At 45.5% G+C, this 23,794-nt stretch carries 9 protein-coding genes; 3 read left to right on the plus strand and 6 right to left on the minus strand.

Annotation, left to right across the window (positions count from 1 at the left end):
* Positions 1-27: 27 nt before the first annotated feature.
* The 3 genes from HF864_RS06820 to parE form a co-directional block, all read right to left on the minus strand.
* Positions 28-963 (minus strand): manganese-dependent inorganic pyrophosphatase, encoded by a 936-nt coding sequence (locus HF864_RS06820; protein WP_169462241.1) that lies wholly within the window; start codon positions 961-963, stop codon positions 28-30.
* Between the two features lie 138 nt (positions 964-1,101).
* Complete coding sequence (gene parC, locus HF864_RS06825) at positions 1,102-3,588, minus strand: DNA topoisomerase IV subunit A (protein WP_169462242.1); 2,487 nt, start codon at positions 3,586-3,588, stop codon at positions 1,102-1,104.
* 13 nt (positions 3,589-3,601) lie between these two features.
* Positions 3,602-5,605, minus strand: coding sequence for a DNA topoisomerase IV subunit B (gene parE, locus HF864_RS06830; protein WP_169462243.1), 2,004 nt, complete (start codon positions 5,603-5,605; stop codon positions 3,602-3,604).
* 187 nt (positions 5,606-5,792) lie between these two features.
* Here parE and plsY point away from each other — a divergent pair, with 187 nt between their 5' ends.
* On the plus strand, positions 5,793-6,422 hold the full coding sequence (plsY, locus tag HF864_RS06835) for a glycerol-3-phosphate 1-O-acyltransferase PlsY (protein ID WP_169462244.1): 630 nt from the start codon (positions 5,793-5,795) through the stop codon (positions 6,420-6,422).
* Positions 6,423-6,592: 170 nt separating this feature from the next.
* Positions 6,593-7,366 (plus strand): SDR family NAD(P)-dependent oxidoreductase, encoded by a 774-nt coding sequence (locus tag HF864_RS06840; protein ID WP_169462245.1) that lies wholly within the window; start codon positions 6,593-6,595, stop codon positions 7,364-7,366.
* 195 nt (positions 7,367-7,561) lie between these two features.
* Here the strand turns inward: HF864_RS06840 and HF864_RS06845 are convergent, their stop codons facing one another.
* The 3 genes from HF864_RS06845 to topA form a co-directional block, all read right to left on the minus strand.
* Positions 7,562-18,934, minus strand: coding sequence for a YSIRK-type signal peptide-containing protein (locus HF864_RS06845; protein ID WP_169462246.1), 11,373 nt, complete (start codon positions 18,932-18,934; stop codon positions 7,562-7,564).
* Between the two features lie 494 nt (positions 18,935-19,428).
* Entirely contained in the window at positions 19,429-20,313 is an 885-nt protein-coding gene (locus HF864_RS06850; RefSeq protein ID WP_169462247.1) for an aldose 1-epimerase family protein, read from the minus strand.
* A 100-nt stretch (positions 20,314-20,413) separates the two neighbouring features.
* Positions 20,414-22,585, minus strand: a complete 2,172-nt coding sequence (gene topA, locus HF864_RS06855) for a type I DNA topoisomerase (protein ID WP_169462248.1) — start codon at positions 22,583-22,585, stop codon at positions 20,414-20,416.
* 297 nt (positions 22,586-22,882) lie between these two features.
* Here topA and dprA point away from each other — a divergent pair, with 297 nt between their 5' ends.
* Positions 22,883-23,758, plus strand: a complete 876-nt coding sequence (dprA, locus tag HF864_RS06860; protein WP_169462249.1) for a DNA-processing protein DprA — start codon at positions 22,883-22,885, stop codon at positions 23,756-23,758.
* Positions 23,759-23,794 lie beyond the last annotated feature (36 nt).

Genomic DNA, 23,794 nt, shown 5'->3' on the forward strand with positions numbered 1-23,794 from the left:
GGCGGAGTGCTTTTTGGTTAAGCGTGATTAGCCTTCAAAGACGTCCGTCAATGGAGGTACAACTTGCTTCTTACGTGAAACCACGCCTGGCAGGTTCATACGGTGGTTGTCGCCCAGCTTCTTGCCGAATGCCTGCTCAACCTTTTCCGTGTTGCCGCCAACGACCAGCAGATCAGAATCGCTGTTCAAGATGTTGGTAGCGATCAGAATAAACGTGTCGTAGCCGTTTTCTTCGTTCAGCTTGGACATCGTGTTTTCCAGGTCAGCTTGACGAGAGAAGACATCGTCCAGATCAACCGTGTTTACTTGACCGATCCGCAGCTTGGCACCACCCAGTTCAAACGTCTTGGCATCGCCGTCAACGATATCCGTGTCAGACTTGGCAGCCAGGTTAGTACCAGCCTTCAGCATTTCGATACCATAAGCTTCGTAGTCTTCAACCCCAGCAACCTTAGCCAGGTACTTCAGTGCTTCGCCATCGTGATCAGTAGTCGTAGGTGACTTCAGCAACAGCGTGTCGGAAATGATAGCTGACATCATCATCCCAGCCAGGTTGGCAGGAATGTCGATGTGCTTTTCTTGGAACAGTTCCGTGATGATCGTGGAAACACAGCCGTATGGGCGCGCCGTGATCCAAAGTGGCTGTGCCGTGTTGAAGTTGGCGATCCGGTGGTGGTCAACCAAGTGCGTAACCGTAACTTGATCGATATCAGCAGCTGATTGTTGTGGTTCATTGTGGTCAACCAGCATTACCTTGTCAGTTTCGTTGGCAACCGTCTTAACGACCCGTGGTGCTTCCATATTGAAGTAGTTCAAAGCGTACTTCGTTTCATCATTTGGTTCGCCCAGGGCAACGGCTTCCGTTTCGTAGCCCAGTTCGTTTTCAAAGTATGAAAATGCCATTGCGGCCGTAATGGCGTCAGTATCTGGCTTTTGATGACCAAAAACTAATTCCTTGCTCATAAAGACAACTCCTTTGATTCAATCATCACGTAAAACGTTTGCTGCAACGTTTTCGCAAATTAATTATACCCTTTTATTTTAGCACGACCAGCTCTTAAATGGGAATCTAATTTCATTTCAGGTGCATATTTATGCAGACTATGAAATTGAATCCGTCAGATCGAGCTGCTCGCTTGTCGCTGTTTCGGTCAGCTGGGGCTTGATGCGCAGCTTAACCGGAATGCCCTGACTTTCGGTATCAATTACAAAAGTACCGTTTGAATGAGCCGTTCCCAAATGGTGATCCGTAATCAAAACATCCTGGAACAGCGGCCGATCGGTAATGATCTCAACGGCGCCTTGATAGTCGGCATCATAAGGCAAAAAGTCGACCAGCTTGTGCGGCAGCTTCTTCAAACAGTGCAGCACCAGTTCGCCGCGTCTTGCCCGTGCGCCAAGCTTGATGTCGGCTACGGCCATTTCTTTAAAGGCCCCGCGCTGAGTTACCATGGCCAGATGCTGATCCTCATCAACCAGCTGCAGGTCAACCATTCTGTCATCGTCATGCAGATTAATGGCCCGTACCCCCGTCGTTCTGACCCCGGCAATCGGTACTTCAGCTACGTCAAAGCGAACGGCATAGCCTTCATGACTGATTGCCAGCAGCGACTGCGCGGTATCTTTTGGCTCATAATACATTACGTTAACGACTTGAGCGTCATCGCTCTTGAGCTTCATGTAGACCGTCGCCGTGCTCTTATAACGGGATCCTGGCTGATATTCCTTGAACTCAGTCTGCTTGACCTGACCATCGCTGGTTCCCATCAGCAGCGTTCCTGGCATATCCAGCCGATCAAAAATCAGTGCCTTGATAATCTCTTCACCCGCGGCCAGGCCGATCGTTTGTGAAATATGCTCACCAACGTCCTTCCAGCGCACATCAGTCAATTCATGCACCGGCCGATAGATCAGATGGCCAAGATTGGTGAACATGAACAGGTGCGCCAGCGTACTGGTTTCTTGAATCAGCAGCGGATAGTCGTCTTCGCGCAAACCGTCTTCTTCAACATTGGAAGCCTTAAATGACCGCAGACTGCTGCGCTTGATGTAGCCGGCTTTGGAAACCAATACGACCACGTCTTCTTTAGCGACCGTAACCTTAGTGTCGATCTCCAGTTTTTGAACCTTGCTTTGAATCTCAGTCCGGCGCGGCGTCGCAAATTCTTTTTTAATCGTCCGCATTTCTTGGCGCAGCACTTTAGCCAGCTCTTTTTCATCGTTTAAAATCAGCTGATATTCGGCAATCTGATCATTCAGACGCTTTTGCTCATCTTCAAGCGCCGTCACGTCAGTATTGGTCAGCCGATACAGCTGCATGGTAACAATGGCTTCGGCTTGCGGATCATCAAAGCCCAGCGATTCAATCAGATTCTGCTTAGCATCAGCCCGGTTTTTAGAAGCCCGAATCGTTTTGATGACCTGATCCAGCATACTGAGTGCCTTGATCAGCCCTTCAACGATATGGAGCCGCTTTTGTGCTTTGTTCAGATCAAAGCGCGTCCGCCGCATGATAATCTCTTTTTGAAAACTCAAATAAGAGGTCAAGATATGCTTTAAACCTACACGCATTGGTCGTTGATTATCTATGGCGACCATGTTGAAGTTGTAGTTGATCTGCAAGTCGGTGTTTTTTAGCAGATAGTTTAAGATCCCCTCGGCATTGGCGCCGCGCTTCAGCTCAATCGCGATGCGCAGGCCGCTGCGGTCAGTCTCATCGCGAGCTTCAGCGATTCCCTCAACCTTTTTGGCCAGACGCAGGTCGTTGATTCGCTTGACCAGCTGGGCCTTGTTGACTTCATATGGAATCTCCGTGATATTGATCTGCTGCCGACCGCCACGCAACGTCTCGATACTGGTCTTAGCCCGTACGACGATGCGTCCCCGACCAGTTTCATAGGCTTTTTTGATTCCTTCCTTGCCTTGAATGATCCCGCCAGTTGGGAAATCAGGACCAGGCACGAATTCCATCAGCTTATCCAGACTGGCCGTGGGATGCCCAAGCAGGTAGATCAGTGCATCAATCAGCTCGCCCAGATTATGCGTCGGAATTTCCGTGGCATAGCCGGCTGAGATCCCAGTTGCACCATTGACCAGCAAATTGGGAATGCGGGCTGGCAAGACAGTCGGCTCTTTTTCGGTATCGTCAAAGTTCAGCGTCATATCAACCGTATCTTTGTCGATATCCTTGAGCATCAAACCGGCAATCTTGCTTAAACGAGCCTCGGTATAACGCATGGCAGCCGGTGGATCACCATCCATCGACCCGTTGTTGCCGTGCATTTCAATCAATGGGTCACGCAGCTTCCAATCCTGACTCATCCGTACCAGTGCTTCATAAATGGAACTGTCGCCGTGCGGGTGGAAGTTACCCATTACGTTACCAACTGACTTGGCTGACTTCCGAAAGCCTTTATCATAGGTATTGCCATCCTTGTTCATGGCAAACAGGATCCGGCGCTGAACCGGTTTGAGGCCATCGCGAATATCCGGCAGGGCCCGTTCTTGAATGATGGACTTGGAATACCGGCCGAAGCGATCGCCCATCAAGTCTTCCAAAGTCATGTTTTCGATTTTTGGCTCACTCATTGACTATCACTCCTTACTTTTGATTCCAAGTCGTAATCGTTGGCGTCTTGGATTTTTGCCCCCGATTTTCCATCAACTGATCGGATTCTTCATCATCGCTGAGCGTGAACTGAACGTTTTCTTCAATCCACTTCCGCCGTGGTGCTACCTTATCACCCATCAAAGTGGTGACGCGTTTTTCAGCCAGCTCAGCATCCTCGATCCGTACGCGAATCAAGGTCCGCGTATCTGGATTCATCGTGGTTTCCCAAAGCTGATCCGCATTCATCTCACCAAGACCCTTAAAGCGCTGCAATTGTGCACCACGGATCTTCTTGGTCAGTTGCGTCAGTTGGTCGTTGGTCCAAGCGTACTGAATCTTGGTCTTGGCACCCTTGCCAGACTGCACTCGATAAAGTGGCGGCAAAGCAATGTAAATCTTGCCGGCTTCGATCATTGGCCGCATGTACTTATAGAAAAACGTCAGCAGCAGAATTTGAATATGGGCCCCATCATCATCGGCATCAGTCATGATAATGATCTTATCGTAATTGGAATCAGCAACGTTGAACTCGCTGCCGACGCCGGCCCCAACCGTGTAGATAATCGTATTGAGCTCTTCATTTTTCAAGACATCATCCAGTTTAGCCTTTTCTGTATTCAGGACTTTACCACGTAATGGCAAAATTGCCTGGAACTTTCGGTCACGCCCCTGCTTGGCACTACCACCGGCTGAGTCACCTTCGACCAAGAACAGTTCATTTTTGGTAGCATCTTTGGATTGAGCCGGGGTCAGTTTACCTGACAGATTGCGTTCCTTGCGACCTTTACGCTTTGATCCGCGTGATTCGTCACGAGCCTTGCGCGCAGCCTCGCGTGCCTGACGTGCCTTGAGTGCTTTTCGGATCAGCTGTTGGGCTTCATCGCCATTTTCCATCAGCACGTAGCTTAGCTGGTCGCTGACGATTGAGTCAACGATCTTCCGGGCTTCTGGCGTCCCCAGCTTGTCTTTGGTCTGGCCCTCAAACTGGAGAAGCCGTTCTGGAATTCGTACTGATACGACTGCCGTCAAGCCTTCACGTACATCAGATCCTTCCAGGTTTTTATCGCGTTCTTTTAGCAAACCGACTTTTCTGGCATATTCATTGAAAGTCTTGGTCCAGGCATTGCGAAAACCGGCTTCATGCGTGCCGCCATCTGGAGTGCGCACGTTGTTGACAAAGCTTAAGACGTTTTCTGAATAGCCATCATTATACTGAGCCGCGACCTCTACCTCAACGCCATCCTGCTTGCCATCAAAATACATGATCTGACCCAGGGTATCTTTGTCTTCATTCAAATAGTCGACAAAGTCCTTGATGCCATCTTCAAACTGAAAGACCTCTTCTTTTTCCTGACCAGCACGCTTGTCGGTCAGCGTAATCTTCAGCCCCTTGAGCAAGAAAGCCGACTCACGCAGCCTTCTGGCCAAAGTGTCGTAGTTATAGACCGTCGTTGAAAAGATTTTTGGATCCGGCTTAAAGGTTACCGTGGTCCCCGATCCAGCGCGGGTATTGCCCAGTTTTTTAAGGGTACCGACTGGATTACCGCCGTCGACAAATTTTTCCTGATAGCGAACGTGATCGCGCACAATCGTCAGCGTCAGCTTGGAAGACAGGGCATTAACGACCGAGGCCCCAACCCCATGCAGACCACCAGATGTCTTGTAGCCATCATCTTGACCAAACTTACCCCCGGCGTGCAACACGGTCATAATGACTTCAGGCGTCGGTTTGCCTGAAGCATGCATTCCTACTGGCATCCCACGACCATGATCCTGGACTGTGATTGAATTGTCAGGTTCGATCGTGACATTGATCTCATCACCAAAGCCAGACAAAGCCTCATCGACTGCATTGTCGACAATTTCGTATACCAAATGGTGCAGGCCATAGGTATCCGTTGAACCGATATACATCCCCGGCCGTTTGCGCACTGCTTCCAGCCCTTTAAGGATTTTAATGGAGGATGCATCATATTGATATTCTTGTTCTGCCAACGAAAGGCCCTCCTCATGATTTTTTAGTAACGTTTTTTAATATAACTGATTTGGCAAAATTTATCAAAGAAATTTTGCAAACATCTGTGCCCCATTATTTTAACATATCAAAGTAAGGTTGCCGATGCCACTCAATGTGCTATTATAACAATTATGCAATCATTATCGAGGGAGTTTTGAATGATTTATGATTTTTAAAATCTGTTTAATGGCGACCGTTGCCTACCTTTTGGGCTCGATTCCTTGGGGGCTTTGGATTGGTCAGACATTCTACCATAAGGATATTCGCAAGTTCGGCAGTGGTAATATCGGCACGACCAATACCCTGCGTGTTTTGGGACCTAAAGCAGGCGTAACCGTACTGTTTCTTGATATGTTCAAGGGGACCCTGGCAGCCTGTCAACCATACTTCTTTCACTGCAGTCAGACCGTCAACCCGCTTTTGATTGGCTTATTTGCCGTTTTGGGGCACACCTGCTCGATTTTTGATCATTTTCATGGTGGCAAGGCTGTTGCAACTAGTGCTGGGATCTTGCTGGCATATAACCCGCTGCTTTTTTTGGTTGCCTGGGTCATTTATCTGACGGTATTATTATTGACCAGCATGGCCAGTGCGGCTGGTATGGTCGGTATTACCGCGATTTTCGTCATTGCCTTATGCATTCACGACTGGGTCTTGGCAGCCATTGCGGGATTCTTGACGGTGGTAATCATCTGGCTGCACCGCGCCAACATCAAACGCATCTTCAATGGTACCGAATCGCTGGTTCATTTCGGATTAGGCTATCGGCGGCGGCAAAAAAGGAATCAAAAATAATTAAGCTTGTGATCGCATTATTTGGCAGCAAAAGCCGAGTTGAATGCGATTTTTATTTTGGGATAATTTAGGCAATCGTTTTCCCGGCACCCCTTGCAAAAACATTGTAAGCGCTTATAATTAGGTGTAACGATTTCCTAAAATCAATCACTAATATCGAGGTGCTTTTTATGAGTTCATTTAATCAACAAAGTTTTCAGCTTAATGACAAGGTTGCTCTGATCACTGGTGGGGCCAGTGGTCTGGGCCAAAACTATGCAAAGGCGCTGTCGCTTTACGGCGCGAACATTTTCGTCGTTTCAAACTCGCAGCGCGGTTGGGAAGAAACTCGTCAAGCGGTCGAAAGAAATGGACAAAAGATCGGGTTTCTGCAACGTGATATCACTGAACCAGGCTGTGCCGATGAAATCATCGCGCAATGCGTCAAAGAAATGGGTGGCCTGGACATTCTGGTCAATAATGCCGGTATTCAGATTCGCAATGACGTCTTAGCATTCAAGGATACAGATTGGGATAAGGTAATCAATTTGAACCTTAACGCTCTTTATCACATGTCCCAAGCGGCCGCTAAATACATGGCCAAGCAAAAGCATGGCAAAATCATCAATATTGGCTCAATGCAGTCCTACCGCGCTGGTAAGTTCATCTTCCCCTACACGGCTGCCAAACATGGCGTGTTGGGTCTGACCAAGGCCTACGCTGATGCTCTCGCAAAGTACAACATCCAAGTCAACGGGCTGGCGCCGGGCTACATTTTAACGGACATGACTAAGTCGCTGGCCGAAGATCCAGTCCGGGGACCCGAGATTAAAGAACACATTCCTTCCGGTGAATGGGGACGCCCTGAACAACTAATGGGACCAATGGTATTTTTGGCCAGCCCGGCATCAGATTACGTAACGGGCGTGATGCTGCCGGTCGACGGCGGTTATCTGCTGCGCTGACAAAATTAGCTTGAATTGCAAGGTAAACACATTATTATATAAATCAACAGCGATCGACTATGTAGAATTACATCCATCGACCGCTGTTTTTAATTTTAATAAGAATATAAAAATCCAATAAGAAAGGCCGAGCACAGGTAACCTCCCAGTACTCGACCTTTTGCTATTATGACAGTAAATTTCTAAAGCAAAATACTAATCTTCACGATGCTTCTTGTGCGTACCAAGCAACGTCAGCAACGCGGAGAAGCTAGCCATTCCTAAGCCTACAGCTGCTGTCGCCTCATTTGCATCATTGCCAGTCTGCGGCAGTGTTGCTGATTTAGCCTCGCTTGCTGCTGATGATTCGGCTGGCTGGTTGGTTGGCGTCGTTTGATCTGGAACAGCCGGTGACTGCGAGTGTAATGGTTCAACCGAATCGGCTGGCATTACATCCGGCGTACTTGGCGTATAGCCCGGCACTTCTGGTCTTGGCTCGTTTGGTACCACCTTGCTTGGATCGCTTGATTTAATTGGCATACCCGGTGTTATTGGCTTGCTTGGGTTCATCGGGTTAGCCGGCGTCGTTGGCGTTTCATTCTTGGTGTATGGTACCGGCGTGTCCTTCGTTGGATCTTCCGGCGTCACACTTGGCGTTTCTGGCGTATAGCCTGGAACGGTTGGCGTTGGCTCATTTGGTACCACCTTGCTTGGATCATTAGGATCGTTTTGGTAGCTTGGCGTGCCTGCGCCTGGAATTGGCGTACCGTTTGGATCCACTGGAACGATCTTACCAACCTTCTTGTAGACAAACTTTGCAGTTTCATCGCCATTGCCAAATGTCCCCTTCGTATTCTCCTGTTTTGCCAGAACGTAGCCATTGATGACCTTAGCATCCCCAGTTGCGTCAAAAGCATCGCCATTCTTGTAGGAGCTACCCTTGGATACGCTCGGTAACAGTTCATTGCCGTCTTCATCGACGAACTGCTCCGTCAAACCATACTGATTCTGCGTGTATGGTACTGGCGTGTCTTTGCCTGGATCGGTTGGCGTAACCGGACTTGGATCGACCGGCGTGTAGCCTGGAACATCCGGAAGCGGCTCATTTGGTACCACTTTGCTTGGATCATTAGGGTCGTTTTGGTAGATTGGCGTATCCGTGCCTGGAATTGGATTGCCGTTTGGATCCACTGGAACAATCTTGCCGTTTGGCGCGTAGGTTACCGTTTCTGCCACGTCTGGATTCTCAACCGTTGCCGTCAGTCCGCCCGCTGTCTTCTTATCGGCATGGTAGCCATCAATTACCGGCGTGTCTTCCGTACCAAAAGTATTAGAACCTTGCCAGTCGCTGGTTGAAAGGACTTTGCCCGTAACCTTGTCAATCGTTACCGTCCGCGTAAAGGCGTCTTCTTTGGTCTGAACCTTATCAGCTGGCGTTTCATCGCCGACTCCAACGTAGTGAATCGTTTGGGTCGCTGCCTTAATCAGATTTTCGCGCGCGGTTGCCGGCGGATAGACTGGACTGTTAGGATCACTTGGGTTGATTGGCTCGCCCGGTGTTCCTGACTGGCCTGGCTTATCTGGAGTAACAGTGACGGTACCGTGCTTGAGGTGAACCTCGAAAGGCTGGTCGTGCTTGTCGTCATTGTCAAAGACGATTTCGGCACCGTTGGTGGAATCGCTCACCAGCACGTAGCCAAGATCCTTGTAGGCTTGAATGTCCTTGGCGGTAGTGTAGCCAGACTTGGCCTTCGTCTTGCCGCTAAGCGGCGTGGTCTTCAGGGTCTTGCCCGTCGTGTCGTCAATGTACGTGACGGTAGCCTTCTGGTCGTCAGCCGTGTAGGTAACGACTTCGGTAATGTCGGCAGCGTCGTGTGCCACGTCCTTGTTGGAAACGACCGTCTTGTCAGGCGTGTAGCCCGTCTGCTCAGGGCTTGGAATGTCCTTGAAGTCCTGGTTCTGGCTCCAGTCAGTCTTAATGACTTCCCCAGTAACCTTGTCGATTACCTTGGTAGCGGTGTATGACAGCTGGTCGTTTACTGCAGCTGGCGCCTTCGATCCGTCGCTCATCTTGTAGGTGATGTTCCGATTTACAGTGTCCGTAAGCCCAGCCTTGTCAGTACCGTCTGGGTAGTGGGCAGAGCCTTTCCCAGGGTTGATCGGCGTTCCTGGCTGGCCTGGATTATCTGGAGTAACAGTGACGGTGCCGTGCGTGAGTTGAACCGCGAAGTTCTGGTCGTGCTTGTCGTCATTGTCAAAGACGATTTCGGCACCCTTGGTGTCATCGCTCACCAGCACGTAGCCAAGATCCTTGTAGGCTTGAATGTCCTGGGCGGTAGTGTAGTCAGACTTGGCATTCGTCTTGCCGCTAAGCGGCACGGTCTTTAGGACCTTGTTCGCGTCATTGTCGTCAACGTACTTGACGGTAGCCTTTTGGGCATTGGCCGTGTAGGTAACCGTCTTTTCAGTCTGGGCTGGAGAATCGGCATTGACCGCTACGCCGTCAATGGCCGTCTGATCCGGCGTGTAGCCTGGAATCGTTGGCGATTTGACCGTGGCGAAGGTCTGTGACGGCTGATCCCAAGCCTGCCAAGTCGTATCGCCCGTAACCAGGTCCTTCGTTCCCTTGCGAGTAAAGGTCAGCGGAGCTGATTGCTGGTCGTCGGCCGCCTTGTTTTTGTCTGCGTACTGGTAGTGTACGATCAGCGTCTTGGTGCAGCTGTCGCTTGCGTCCTGCGTACCATGCTTGAAGTGAACCTCAAAGGTCTGGTCGCTCTTGTCGTCATGATCAAAGACTAAGTTTTCACCATTCGTTTGATCACTAATCAAATCATAATGCTTACTGATAAAGTCTTGAATATCGGATTTAGCGTCGTAACCAGCACTTTCATCCGAATGACCGATCTTATTAACCGTCTTCAAAGTCTTACCGGTAGTATCATCAATAAAGTCAACACTTAGCTTCTGTGCATCAGCATTATAAACAACTGTCTTTTCCGTCATTTCTGGCGAATCTGCAGTGACACTAACATTGTTAATCTTAACTTGATCTGGAGTGTAGCCACCAATTACTGGTGAATCAATTTCAGCAAATGTCTGTGCAGGCTGATCCCAGGCATTCCAAGCAATCTTGCCAGTTACTAAATCATGAATACCAGTACGCTTGAATGTTAAGCTCGTCACTGTTTGATCATCAGACGCCTTACCACTTCGTGCTAAACCGTCAGCATATTGATAATGAACAGTGATCTTCTTAATCCGACTTTCATTAGCTGGCTCCGTGCCATGCTTCAAGTGAACTTCATACGCTTGATTCTGACGGTCATCATGGTCAAAGACAATTGTCTTACCATCAGTGTCATCACTAACTAGTACATAATGCTGGTTAATATAACCATTGATCGTTTCTTTAGTGTTATAACCAGTTGACTGATCAGATACACCAGATAAATCTTTGGCTTCAAGCTGTTCACCCGTTGTGTCATCGATGTACTTAACAACTGCTTTTTGAGCATCTGGATTATAGGTAACCGTTTCAGCAATTGCTGAGTGATCATGCTTGATTCCAGCATTTGCAATTTCAGTTCGATCTGGTGTGTAGCCTTGAATTGCTGGCGTTGCGACAGTCTCAAAGTCTTGAGCTGGTGTCCAGTCGTCTGAAACAGTGTGACCATCAACTAAATCAACAACCTTAGTTTCATGGAACTTCAAAGCGTCACTATGATCAGGTTGAGCTTGCTGACCATTTTGGTAAACATACTTAATCGTCCGTGGAACTTGAACATCTTGTTCATCAGTTCGTGTTCCATGCTTAAAGTGAACTTCATAATTTTGATCAACCTTATCATTATTATCAAAGGTCATTCCATCAGCAGGATAGTTATCTGAAACAAGATCGTAGTGCTGTCCCTTAAATTCAACAATTCGATCAGCTGTATGATAGCCACTGGTTTCACCAGTTCGACCAGATAAGTCATCCTGAGTTAATACTTTATGGTTCGTATCGTCGATGTATTTAACATGTGCTAATTGAACATTCGGCGTATACGTTACAGTAAACTCAAGATCAGTGTCAGTTGGCTTAACTGTCTGAGCATTGATCTGATCAATGTCAGGAGCATAGCCAGCAACTGCTGGTGAAACTACCTTGTCAAACGTCTGCTCAGCTTTTGGTGTCCAAGCATTCCAGTGGTCAGCGCCAGTCACTTCATCGTTGAAGCCGTCACGACTGAAGCTCAAGGCTTGAGCTTGATAATCAGCCGGTGCCTTCGTTCCATCACTCATCTTGTAATGAACAGTTTCATTAATTACATGGTGTTCGTTAATTGCATGGGTATTATGCTTCAGATGAACAGTGTAATGCTGATCAGCTGCGTCATCATCATCAAAGACTAATTCAGCACCATTCGATGAGTCACTGACGAGAACATAATGCTGACCTTCATAATTTTGGATGTCTGGCTGAGTGCTGTACTTAGCATCAGCGTTAGTAACACCCTTCTTGACAACGGTCTTTAAAGTCTTGCCAGTTGTATCATCAACGAACGTAACATCTAAGTTCTGTGCATCTGGCGCATACGTTACTGTTTGCTTAACATCTTGATCAGTTGGATTGACAGTGACTGCATCGACTGACTGAACATCTGGCGTATAGCCCTTCTTAGCGGGCGTTGGCACTTCAGCAAATGTCTGAGTATTGCCTTGCTGCCAAGCATTCCAGTGATCAGTGCCAGTTACTTCGTCGTTAAACCCGTCGCGATCAAACTGAACACTAGCTGTATGATCAGCCGGTACCTTTGAGCCATCAGCTGCAGTGTAGTGAACTGTCTGCTTAATCGTATGATGTTCGTTGATTGCATGCGTATTATGCTTCAGATGAACTTCATAGTGCTGATCCGTTCCAGTCTGATCATCAAACTTTAATGCTTGACCCTTTGACGAATCACTGACAAGAACATAGTGCTGGCCTTCAAAGTTCTGAATATCAGACTTAGTGCTGTAGCCCGTATCCGTATTCGTTGCCCCTGACTTAGCAACAGTCTTCAGAACTTTGCCGTTATCAGAATCATCAATAAACTTAACGTCTAAGTTCTGAGTGTCCGGTACATACGTTACTGTTACGTTAATGTTGCCATCAGCTGGTCCAACAGTCTTAGCATTAACTGCTTGCAAGTCTGGCGTATAGCCAGTCTTTGCAGGCGTTGGCACTTCAGCAAACTTCTGTGTTGCTGATGGAGTCCAAGCATTCCAGTGGTCAATGCCAGTTACTTCATCATTGAAGCCATCACGGTCAAACTGAACATTAGCTGTATGATCAGCCGGTACCTTTGAGCCATCTGCTGCAGTGTAGTGAACAGTTTCATTAATCGTATGATGTTCCTTAACTGCGTGTGTAGCATGCTTCAAATGAACAGTGTAGTGCTGATCAGTTCCGGTCTGATCATCAAACTTTAATGCTTGACCCTTCGATGAGTCACTGACAAGAACATAATGCTGAGACTTATAGCTGTCAATGTCAGACTGAGTGCTATACCCAGCATCAGCATTAGTAACACCATTCTTGACAACAGTCTTTAACGTCTCGCCAGTCGTATCATCAATGAACGTAACGTCAAGTTTCTGCGCATCTGGTGCATACGTTACTGTTACTTTAATGTCACCGTCAGTTGGTCCAACAGTCTTAGCACTAACTGCTTGCAAGTCTGGCGTATAGCCTGTCTTTGCAGGTGTTGGCACTTCAGCAAATGTTTGCTCAGCTTTTGGTGTCCAAGCATTCCAGTGATCAGTGCCAGTTACTTCGTCATTGAAGCCGTCACGATCAAACTGAACATTAGCTGTATGATCAGCCGGTACCTTTGAGCCATCCGCTGCAGCATAGTGAATCGTTTCATTGACTGCATGATGTTCCTTGATTGCATGAATAGCATGCTTCAGATGAACAGTGTAATGCTGATCAGCTGCATCATTATCAAAGACTAATTCAGCACCGTTTGATGAATCACTGACTAAGACATAATGCTGGTCTTCAAAGCTCTTGATATCTGACTTAGTGCTGTACTTAGCATCAGCATTAGTAACACCCTTCTTAACAACGGTCTTTAAAGCTTCACCAGTTGTATCATCGATGAACGTAACATCAAGTTTTTGCGCATCTGGTGCATAAGTAACCGTTCGTTTAATATCTTGATCAGTCGGATTAACAGTGATTGCATCAACTAATTGAACATCTGGCGTATAGCCCTTCTTAACAGGCGTTGAAACTTCAGCAAATTTCTGTGTTGCTGATGGTGTCCAAGCATTCCAGTGATCAATGCCAGTTACTTCATCGTTGAAGCCATCACGACTAAAGCTCAAGGCTTTAGCTTGATAATCAGCAGGTGCCTTCGTTCCATCACTCATCTTATAATGAACAGTTTCATTAATTACATGATGTTCGTTAATTGCATGTGTATTATGCTTCAAATGAACAACGTAATGTTGATCAACTGCATCATCATTATCAAAGACTAATTCAGCACCATTTGATGAATCACTGACTAAGACATAATGCTGAGACTTATAGCCGTCAATGTCAGACTGAGTATTATATCCCGCATCCGCATTCGTTGCCCCTGACTTAGTAACAGTCTTCAGAACTTTGCCGTTATCGGAATCATCAATAAACTTAACGTCTAAGTTCTGAGTATCCGGTGTATACGTCACCGTTACTTTAATATCACCGTCAGTTGGTCCAACAGTCTTAGCACTAACTGCTTGCAAGTCTGGCGTATAGCCTGTCTTTGCAGGTGTTGGCACTTCAGCAAATTTCTGTGTTGCTGATGGTGTCCAAGCATTCCAGTGATCAATGCCAGTTACTTCATCGTTGAAGCCATCACGACTAAAGCTCAAGGCTTTAGCTTGATAATCAGCAGGTGCCTTCGTTCCATCACTCATCTTATAATGAACAGTTTCATTAATTACATGATGTTCGTTAATTGCATGTGTATTATGCTTCAAATGAACAACATAATGCTGATCAACTGCATCATCATTATCAAAGACTAATTCAGCACCATTTGATGAATCACTAACTAAGACATAATGCTGAGACTTATAGCCGTCAATGTCAGACTGAGTATTATATCCCGCATCCGCATTCGTTGCCCCTGACTTAGTAACAGTCTTCAGAACTTTGCCGTTATCGGAATCATCAATAAACTTAACGTCTAAGTTCTGAGTATCCGGTGTATACGTCACCGTTACTTTAATATCACCGTCAGTTGGTCCAACAGTCTTAGCACTAACTGCTTGCAAGTCTGGCGTATAGCCTGTCTTTGCAGGTGTCGGTACTTCAGCAAACTTCTGTGTTGCTGATGGTGTCCAAGCATTCCAGTGATCAATGCCAGTTACTTCATCGTTGAAGCCATCACGACTAAAGCTCAAGGCTTTAGCTTGATAATCAGCAGGTGCCTTCGTTCCATCACTCATCTTATAATGAACAGTTTCATTAATTACATGATGTTCGTTAATTGCATGTGTATTATGCTTCAAATGAACAACGTAATGCTGATCAGTCCCAGTCTGATCATCAAACTTTAATGCTTGGCCCTTTGATGAATCACTGACTAAGACATAATGCTGGCCTTCAAAGTTCTGAATATCTGACTCAGTGCTGTAGCCCGCATCCGCATTCGTTGCCCCTGACTTAGTAACAGTCTTCAGAACTTTACCGTTATCGGAATCATCAATAAATTTAACGTCTAAGTTTTGGGTGTCCGATGTATACGTTACCGTTACTTTAAGATTATCATCAGTCGGTCCAACAGTCTTAGCACTAACTACTTGCAAGTCTGAAGTATAACCCGTCTTTGCAGGTGTTGGCACTTCAGCAAATTTCTGTGTTGCTGATGGTGTCCAAGCATTCCAATTGATTTCACCAGTAAATGGATTCTTAAAACCGACACGATCAAACTTAACCGACTTCGTCACATCATTAGCGGCCGTTTGACCAGCCTTCGGACCATCTTCATAAACGTAATGAATTGTTTCAGTGACTGTCTTCGTGTCCGGCACTTGAGTTGGCACGGCACCTTCAAAGACTACTGCGTCCTGGTCAAAATCATACTTAACTTTTTGACCAAAGTCAGCTGTTCCATTTTGATAGTGGTCCAGATACCCTTCACTACTGTTTTTAATCGTTGGATTAGCATAGCCTAAAACCATTCTAACGGCCGTTCCATCAATGTTTTCAGTTGGTAGCAGGGCTTTATCGGCATCCGTCAAATCACTAGCCGATTGCAGAAAATCTGAACGGTTCATCGTGTCTTGCAGTTCATTATAGGTCTTGGCTTTATCAGGCAATTCAATGTAATGGTCGTCGCCCTTGTCATCTTTATAGTGAATGATCGTCTTGACCGTTGATTGTCCATTAACGGTCAGTTTGGCTGAAGCAGCACTGCCAGCCGCAATTGTAAGTGGTTTGAGGACAACATCACTTGCATCAGAGGCTCCTTCAGTGCCAGTACTGAAAATAGTGCTTGCCATATAAACGGTTTTGCCAACGTGATCATAGATCTGCGGGTCGTTCATAGTTAAAACGGCACGGGCTGAAGTTCGCTTGAGAACGTCCATTCTAATCGTAATTGATTTAATCTTGGACCAGTCAGTTACCTGGTCAGCAGTCAGCTGATTGCTTGGAATGCCTTTGGCCGAAGCACTTAAGTTAGCGACAGACTCAGAATACGTAACTTTTGCCAATGAATCCAAATTGCTGTTAGTATTAGCGTCAATTATATGAATCGGACCAGTCAATTGCGGATTAAACTGACTGTAGCCATCTGATGTGTCTGGAATATTAATAACCTGCACCGCATTGGTAATAGGGGTATCGGTTGCATTAATAATTGTTCCATAAAGATTAAAAGTGTCTGCTTGATCCGCGTGATCATCCTGAGTGCTATCCAATGATGGACCAGGATTATCATTACCTTTCGTCATTGTTGCAGATGTCATTCCTTTAGACACGAGGATTTCCCAGTTTTCCCCGTAATTAATATAATTAACATACGCTGTGTTAGCCGGATCAATTCCCTCATGTTGTACTAGTGACTTAAATGGCTCATCATCAGGATCTGTCGAGTTAGGATCAAAATGATTTGCTTTATAATCTAATAGTTGATCAGAGACACTATCAGAAACAACCAAAAACGCCGAATTCTTTGATGATGTTTGAATATCTGGAATATTAGAGTAAGGTACCTGAATATTAAGCTCTCTTTCAATCAGATCACAATTTGACAAATCAACTTTGAGAAATTCGTGCCCATCAACCGTTAATAAAGAAATTGCTTTTGGCTTCAAATCCCCATTATTAACATTAACATAAATTTTTGATAAATCTTGAATTGACGCATTTTCCGGAATTTGAATATATACTATCGGACTTTTAAGATCCATTAAATAATTACTATTATAATCCTTTGCTGTATAACTCAACCTTCCTGCATTCAAAACACCTGGAGTCGTGGATTCCTGATCTTGATCTATTCCTAAGTCTATTCCATGCTTAATATTATGATCAATCAAGCGAACATATATGTTATCAACAGTAATCGGATCATAGTCGTCTGCTGAAATCGTCATTTTCCCAGTTAGTAAATCGCCTATTTTTGTAGGAGTCCCATTCAAGTACGTTTTAGATATTGGCTTTTCATCACTATTTTTAAGCCAAATTGGGAAATATTGCGAACTTGACAGAGTTGGAATCTCAACATCAACTGCAACAATATTCTGTCCAAGGCAAAAATCATCGTCAGGTTTAAAATCAGCAGCAGTCAACGTTTTACTTTTACCATCTTGCAATTTTACATTTACGTTACCTTCTCCGCCTATGTTTAGGGTATCAATATTAAGTCCATCAGGAACCTCAATATGTAGTTTGACGTTTTTTAAGTCTTGATTTCCTAAATTATTTCTTATCCCACAATAATAAACGAGAACATCATCATAATTATCATTACTGTGCTGTTGATAAACTTCAATAGTGTCTTCTGATATCTTATCTCTGCTGTAGTCATTATCAGCAAAAAGAGCATCAAAATTTTGTCTGGATTTCAAAGCGACATCAGCCGTCAACCGCGTCTGATCGTCAATAACCGTGACGTTTTTTAATACAATAAGTCCATTAATACTGCCATAACCATTTTTATATATCAGATTTAAACCGTAGTTGCTATTCTCAGAAACGTCATATTTTGAATCCTTAAACTGGTCTTGCGGTACGTTAAACTTACCTTGCAATATTAATTTAAAATTAGTGTAAGTGTCATCATCAAGCAACTCATCCAGCTGATCGCGTTCAAACGTTGCTTTTCCGTCAACAACTCGCACTGACACGCTTTTATCATTCTGTAGAGTTAAGGTGCTTGGCGTAAAATACGATAAATCAGGCAACTGTACTATGAGCTCTTCAAAATTCTGATTTAACAACGAATCAGACGTTGTTCCTGATTTGAGCAGATATATGTTACCGGAATATTCAACATTACGATTGTTATAAACTAAGTTTCCAGCATCTAAATCTACCTCGTTCAGGTCCTGCTCAGGAGCAATTACGCTTACGGCTAAAGTCTTGATGCTATTGGGATCATCGTTCTTAACTAACGATATATTAGTAATTGTCTTACCATAAGAAAATACAATATTTGGATCTGTTGGTTTTAAAAAAATGTCTTGACTGATCGTACCGCCATTACCATTATTTGTGAAATGATCAGTAATAATGTATTGATCATTTGTTTCTTCAAACACCGTTGTGCCGTATGCTGACGGTAATTTAGCAATATCCTGATCAGTCAGTATAATCCCATGGTTTTTATCAATAACAATCTGGTAGCTACTGCCAGCCGATCCAGAAGCACTAAAAGTTAAAGTAGCTTTTTTATCAGTATCACCTGCAAATAAAACATTATTGTTAATGCTTAGTGACGCATTATCATTAAGTTGAATTGATTCAGGTTTGCCAGTGCCAATCAGTGCTTTGTTACCTTCTAGCGTTTGACCCTTAAACGAATCATCAGTAATCGGTGCTGACGGCTTCACGATCGTTGAATCATCACTTGCTTGCGTCAGATTGGTATTCAACGCCGCACCAGTTGCTTGATTCAATTCCGTAAGACTGTTAACGTTTAAATTCAATTCCGTAAGACTGTTAACGTTTAATTCACTGCTGTTTGACGCAGTTGGCTCATCTTCCGGATCAGAATTTGCTTCGTTTTTTTCATTACTAGTTGGTGCTGAAGAATTCTGCACTTCGCTACTTGGCTTAACGGTACTGTCTGGTGCAACACTACTCGTCTTCAAAACTACCGAGTTATTGTTTTCCGTAGTTTGTGATGCCGGCGACTCTTGATCAGAAGCAGTTTCGCTGGTAGTGGCCATTCCATTCGTTAGAGTAGTAGTCTTATTATCGGCATGAACGGCTTCTGGTGCCATAATTGCCATTCCTAACAAAACTGAAGCTACCCCAATGCTCAACTTTCTTAGTCCCCAATGCTGTTTCTCAACATAAAGTTTTTTTGTAATCTGTTGATAGTTATTTTTCGAAACCAATCAAATGACCTCCCCACTTCAAAGTCCTTATCAATTAGTCAATTTTTGATACCCATTCCAAAAATCATTACTAAAAGACCAGATATCAACAAGATACTACTGCTATTTTCCTTTATTAACAATGAAGTGAGGATTTGTGGTTTGGATTTAAATCAAATTGTTAATCGCTTACTAAAATATTCTAAAAATTGACAATAAGCTTTTTTATACTCTTTTTAATGTGAGTTCAATGATTTTACTCTTAAATAAAAACAACGTTCAAATTTATTTTTAACATCATTAAGTATAATTTCAACAAGAATTTTTCTAATTTTCTTTAATTTAATCAGTTGATAATCACCATTAACAGCTGTATATAGGCTTTTTATAAGCAAACAGCCCAGCGAATGTTTCCTAAAGTTTACGTATAAATTATATTTTCCAATAGTGAATCAGAAGTTAGCTGAAAATCAAAAAGGCGTGGCAAATCAAATTCACCACGTCTTTGAATGTTGTTAGAATGGCTGAATGGCAAAAGCATAGTCTTCATGCTTGCCAGGTGCCAGGCGACTCATGACCTGCTTGTCTTCAAGTCTGCCATCACTATGAATACTGTCAGCAATGCCCCACCACGGCTCAACGCATACCAAGTTGGCCTGAGCTGGGTATGGCGACCAGACGCCGACAAACGGCGCGCCATTTACCTGCACGTGAACCCCATGACCGGTTTGCGGTTCCGTCAGCGTGGCCGTAAATGGCATGCCCTTGGTTGCAAAGATCAAGGCATCCTCAGCAAATAGTTCATGATCAAGCGCGATAGGCTGCTGCATGTGCAGAACTTCTGGATGTTCCAGGTCATTAAATGGACCAGGCGCTACCAGCTTAACCTGTTGATAGTCAATCGCCGGCGAAACGCTGAACTGAGTCGTTTCAAAACTGCCCTGCTCATCAACTGGTACGTTAAAACCAGGGTGCGCACCCAAGGCATAAATCAGCGTCTGGTCATTGCTTGGATTTTCAACGCGATAGCTGACCAGCAAACGATCCCCATCCAGCTGGTAGGCAACCGTTAAGACAAAGGCAAACGGGAAGGCTGCCCGCGTTTTTTCATCATCGCGCAGCTCAAAAACAACCTTATCGCTGTCTTGTTCCACGATCTGAAACTCCCGATCGCGAGCAAAGCCATGCTGCGTCTGATGATAGATTTTGCCTTGATATTCGTATTGATCATCTTTGAGCCGGCCGACAAATGGAAACAGAACCGGTGCCTGCCGTTTCCAAGAAGCTGGGTCGCCCTGCCACAAATATTCCAATCCCTCTGCATTGCGTTTAATGCTGTGCATCTGCGCGCCCAATGGATCAATTTGAACCGTCAGCTGTTCGTTTTCAATCTGAATCATCTCTCGTCATCCTTTCAAACTCTCAACGGACAATGGTATATGCCAAAAGCCCTCTAATCTGCACAATAACAGATTGAGAGGGCTTTCGCAAGGCTATCTTTTAATTTTGGACTGATTCTTCGTAATCGCCATTAGGACAAACGATCTGCTTGCCCTTCTTGACCTTCTTTTCAATCAAGAAATGACCGTCTTTTGGACAGTTGCGGCCAATTGGCTTGTCCCATGAAACGAAATCACATTCCGGATAGCGCGAACAGCCATAAAAGACCCGATTCTTCTTAGACTTGCGCTCAACCACGTTCCCTTGCCCACACTTAGGACAGGTTACGCCGATATCTTTGACGATTGCCTTGGTGTTGCGGCAGTTCGGAAAGCGCGAGCAGGCATGAAACTTACCATAGCGTCCCATTTTAACGACCATTGGCGCACCACAGATCTCACAATTGCTGCCCGCCAGTTCATCATGCATCTCGATTTTGGCAACCTGTTCCTCGGCAGCTTGAACTTCCTTAGAGAATGGCTGATAGAACTTGTCAACCACCTTGACCCAGTTTTCCTTGCCCTCTTCAATACGGTCCAAGTCATCTTCAACCTCGGCCGTAAACTTGACATTAACGATTTCTGGGAACTGCTTAACAATGATTTGGTTGACGATCTCGCCCAGCTCGGTTGGTTCAAAGTGACGCGATACCAACCGAACATAGTAGCGGCGCTGAATCGTATCCAGTGTTGGTGCGTACGTGGAAGGACGGCCGACCCCGTTTTCTTCCAGCGTCTTGATCAAGGCCGCTTCCGTATAGCGAGCAGGCGGCTGCGTGAAGTGCTGGGCTGGGTCATCGCTGATTATTTGGACTTGATCACCTTGACTCAGATCTGGCAAAACATTGTCTTTTTCCTGACCGCGCTTGTAAACCTTAGTAAAGCCGTCAAACTTAACCTTGGATCCGTTGGCATGGAAATCGACCCCGTTTTGACTCAGTGAAACAGCCATCGTATCAATAATCTGCGGCGTCATCTGGCTGGCCACGAACCGACTCCAGATCAGACTGTAGAGTTTAAACTGATCAGCCGTCAGATACTGTTTCATCTCCGCGGGCGTACGATTGACCGAAGTTGGCCGAATCGCTTCGTGCGCGTCTTGGGCCCCTTCTGGCAACTTGCCTTTAACTGGCTTGATTGCGGCATATTGTTCTCCATAGTTTTCATGAATAAACTGGGAGGCTTCCTGCTTGGCGATTGAAGCAATCCGTGTTGAGTCGGTACGCATGTAGGTAATCAGACCGACTGCGCTGCCGTGACCGAGCGTAATCCCTTCATACAGCTGTTGGGCGGCCATCATCGTCTTGCGCGTGCGGAAATTGAGACGACGGTTGGCATCCTGCTGCATGGTGGAAGTAGTATATGGCGGCTGTGGCATCCGCTTACGTTCTTTACGAACAACGTCATCAATCGTAAATGGCGTCTGACGATCAATCTTGGCCAATACTTTTTGAACGGCTTCGTTATTAGGCAGCGCGACTTTTTTGCCGTTTTCGCCATAAAAAGATGCCGCAAATTCGTCACGGCCCTTTTTGAACTGACCATCAATCGTCCAGTATTCTTCGGGCTTAAAATCGCGAATCGCCTGTTCTCTTTGAATGATCAAGTATAGAGCAACCGATTGCACGCGTCCGGCAGACAATCCCTTTTTGACCTTTTTCCAAAGAATCGGGCTGATTGAATAACCTACCAGACGATCCAAAACCCGCCGTGCCTGTTGCGCGTCAACCAGGTCCATGTTGATTTCACGTGGTTCCTTAAAGGCTTCCTTAACGGCGTCTTTGGTAATTTCGTTAAAGGTAACCCGGTTCTTGTCTTTAGTATCTAGTTTTAAAAGATTGGCAACGTGCCAAGCAATCGCTTCCCCTTCCCGGTCCGGGTCAGATGCCAGATAGACGGCTTTGGCCTGTTTGGCATCCTTGCGCAGTTCCTTAATCACGTCACCCTTGCCACGAATCGAGATGTAATCAGGCTGGTAGTTGTTTTCAATGTCAACCCCCATCCGACTCTTTGGTAGATCACGAACATGTCCTAGACTGGCAACGACTTTATAGGTCCGCCCCAGATACTTGCCAATCGTTTTAGCTTTGGAAGGCGATTCGACGATTACCAGTTTTTTCTCGGTCTTAGGCCGTTTGGCAGTCGTTTTCTTAGTTGTTTTAGTGGCCGTTTTCGTAGTCTTAGTCTTGGCCGAAGTTGTTTTAGTAGTAGTTTTTACAGTTTTAGTTGCCATCATTAGGCTCCTATCATGATGAATTTGATCGGTTTTACCTTCTATACTATTATATAGCTTCTTGTACGGTCAAACCCGTCTTGACTGATTTCAATCAGCAATGAACCGATCAGATAGACCTTGATTAATTCAAAAAAGAAAATGGTCTAACTAGCGTATCAATATAATCGAGTTTATTAAAAAAATCAAGGCAACGATAAAATCATTTTACCGAAAAAATAATTCAAAAATTAATGCCGGGATTTTTGGTGTCAGATTAAACTTTTGGCATATAGCAATAATGAGGAGGGAAGAACGATGCATCTGCGTGAATTTATCCTAAAGCTGAGTCTGTGCAGCTGCTTGAGCCGGCGCATGAAATATCGACTTTTGATGGCTGCTATTCAGCAAAAACAAATTACCAATCTTGCTAAATTGACTGATCACTTGAATATCACCTTTAATAAACGAATGCAGTGGTTTGATGAATGGTCTAGCCAGAAACTGCGGCGTCAAACTGAGCAAAACCTGCTAATGCCATTCATAACACCACTTGATGCGCTCTATCCGCAACGCCTGCGGGAAATTTATGATCCGCCATTGGTCCTGTATTATCATGGTAATCTAAAACTATTGCAGTACCCTTGCCTAGCCGTGGTTGGATCAAGAAACGCCACTCCATATGGTAAACGAGCGATTAATCAATTATTGCCAGGCGTTATCAGCAGTCAAGCCGCAATCGTCAGTGGTCTGGCCAAAGGCATTGACGGCTTGGCTCACCAGATTACGCTACTGGATGGTGGGGCTGCAATTGCCGTGATTGGCACCGGTCTGGATGGCAGCTATCCACGCTGCAACGCGACCTTACAACAACAAATCGCACAGTATGGACTTTTACTAACCGAATATCCGCTTGCAACCACGCCCTACCCGAGCAATTTTCCCGAACGCAATCGGATCATTGCCGGTTTGTGTCATGCCTGTCTGGTGATTGAAGGCAGTCGACGCAGTGGCAGTCTGATCACGGCCAACCTGGCGCTGCAGGATAATCGCAATGTTGGCGCAGTTCCCGGCCCAATCGATTCGCCAATGTCAATTGGAACCAACGAATTGATTGCTGCTGGGGCGCGACCGATTCTATGCAGTCAGGACATCTTAGAAGAACTGCCTGACTGGCTGTTTTCAGCAAAATAATGCAAAAAGGCACCGGCTCAAGTTCCGCAAACTCAA

It is taken from the genome of Lactobacillus sp. MRS-253-APC-2B (assembly GCF_012843675.1).
In the GTDB taxonomy this organism is placed as follows: domain Bacteria; phylum Bacillota; class Bacilli; order Lactobacillales; family Lactobacillaceae; genus Limosilactobacillus; species Limosilactobacillus pulli.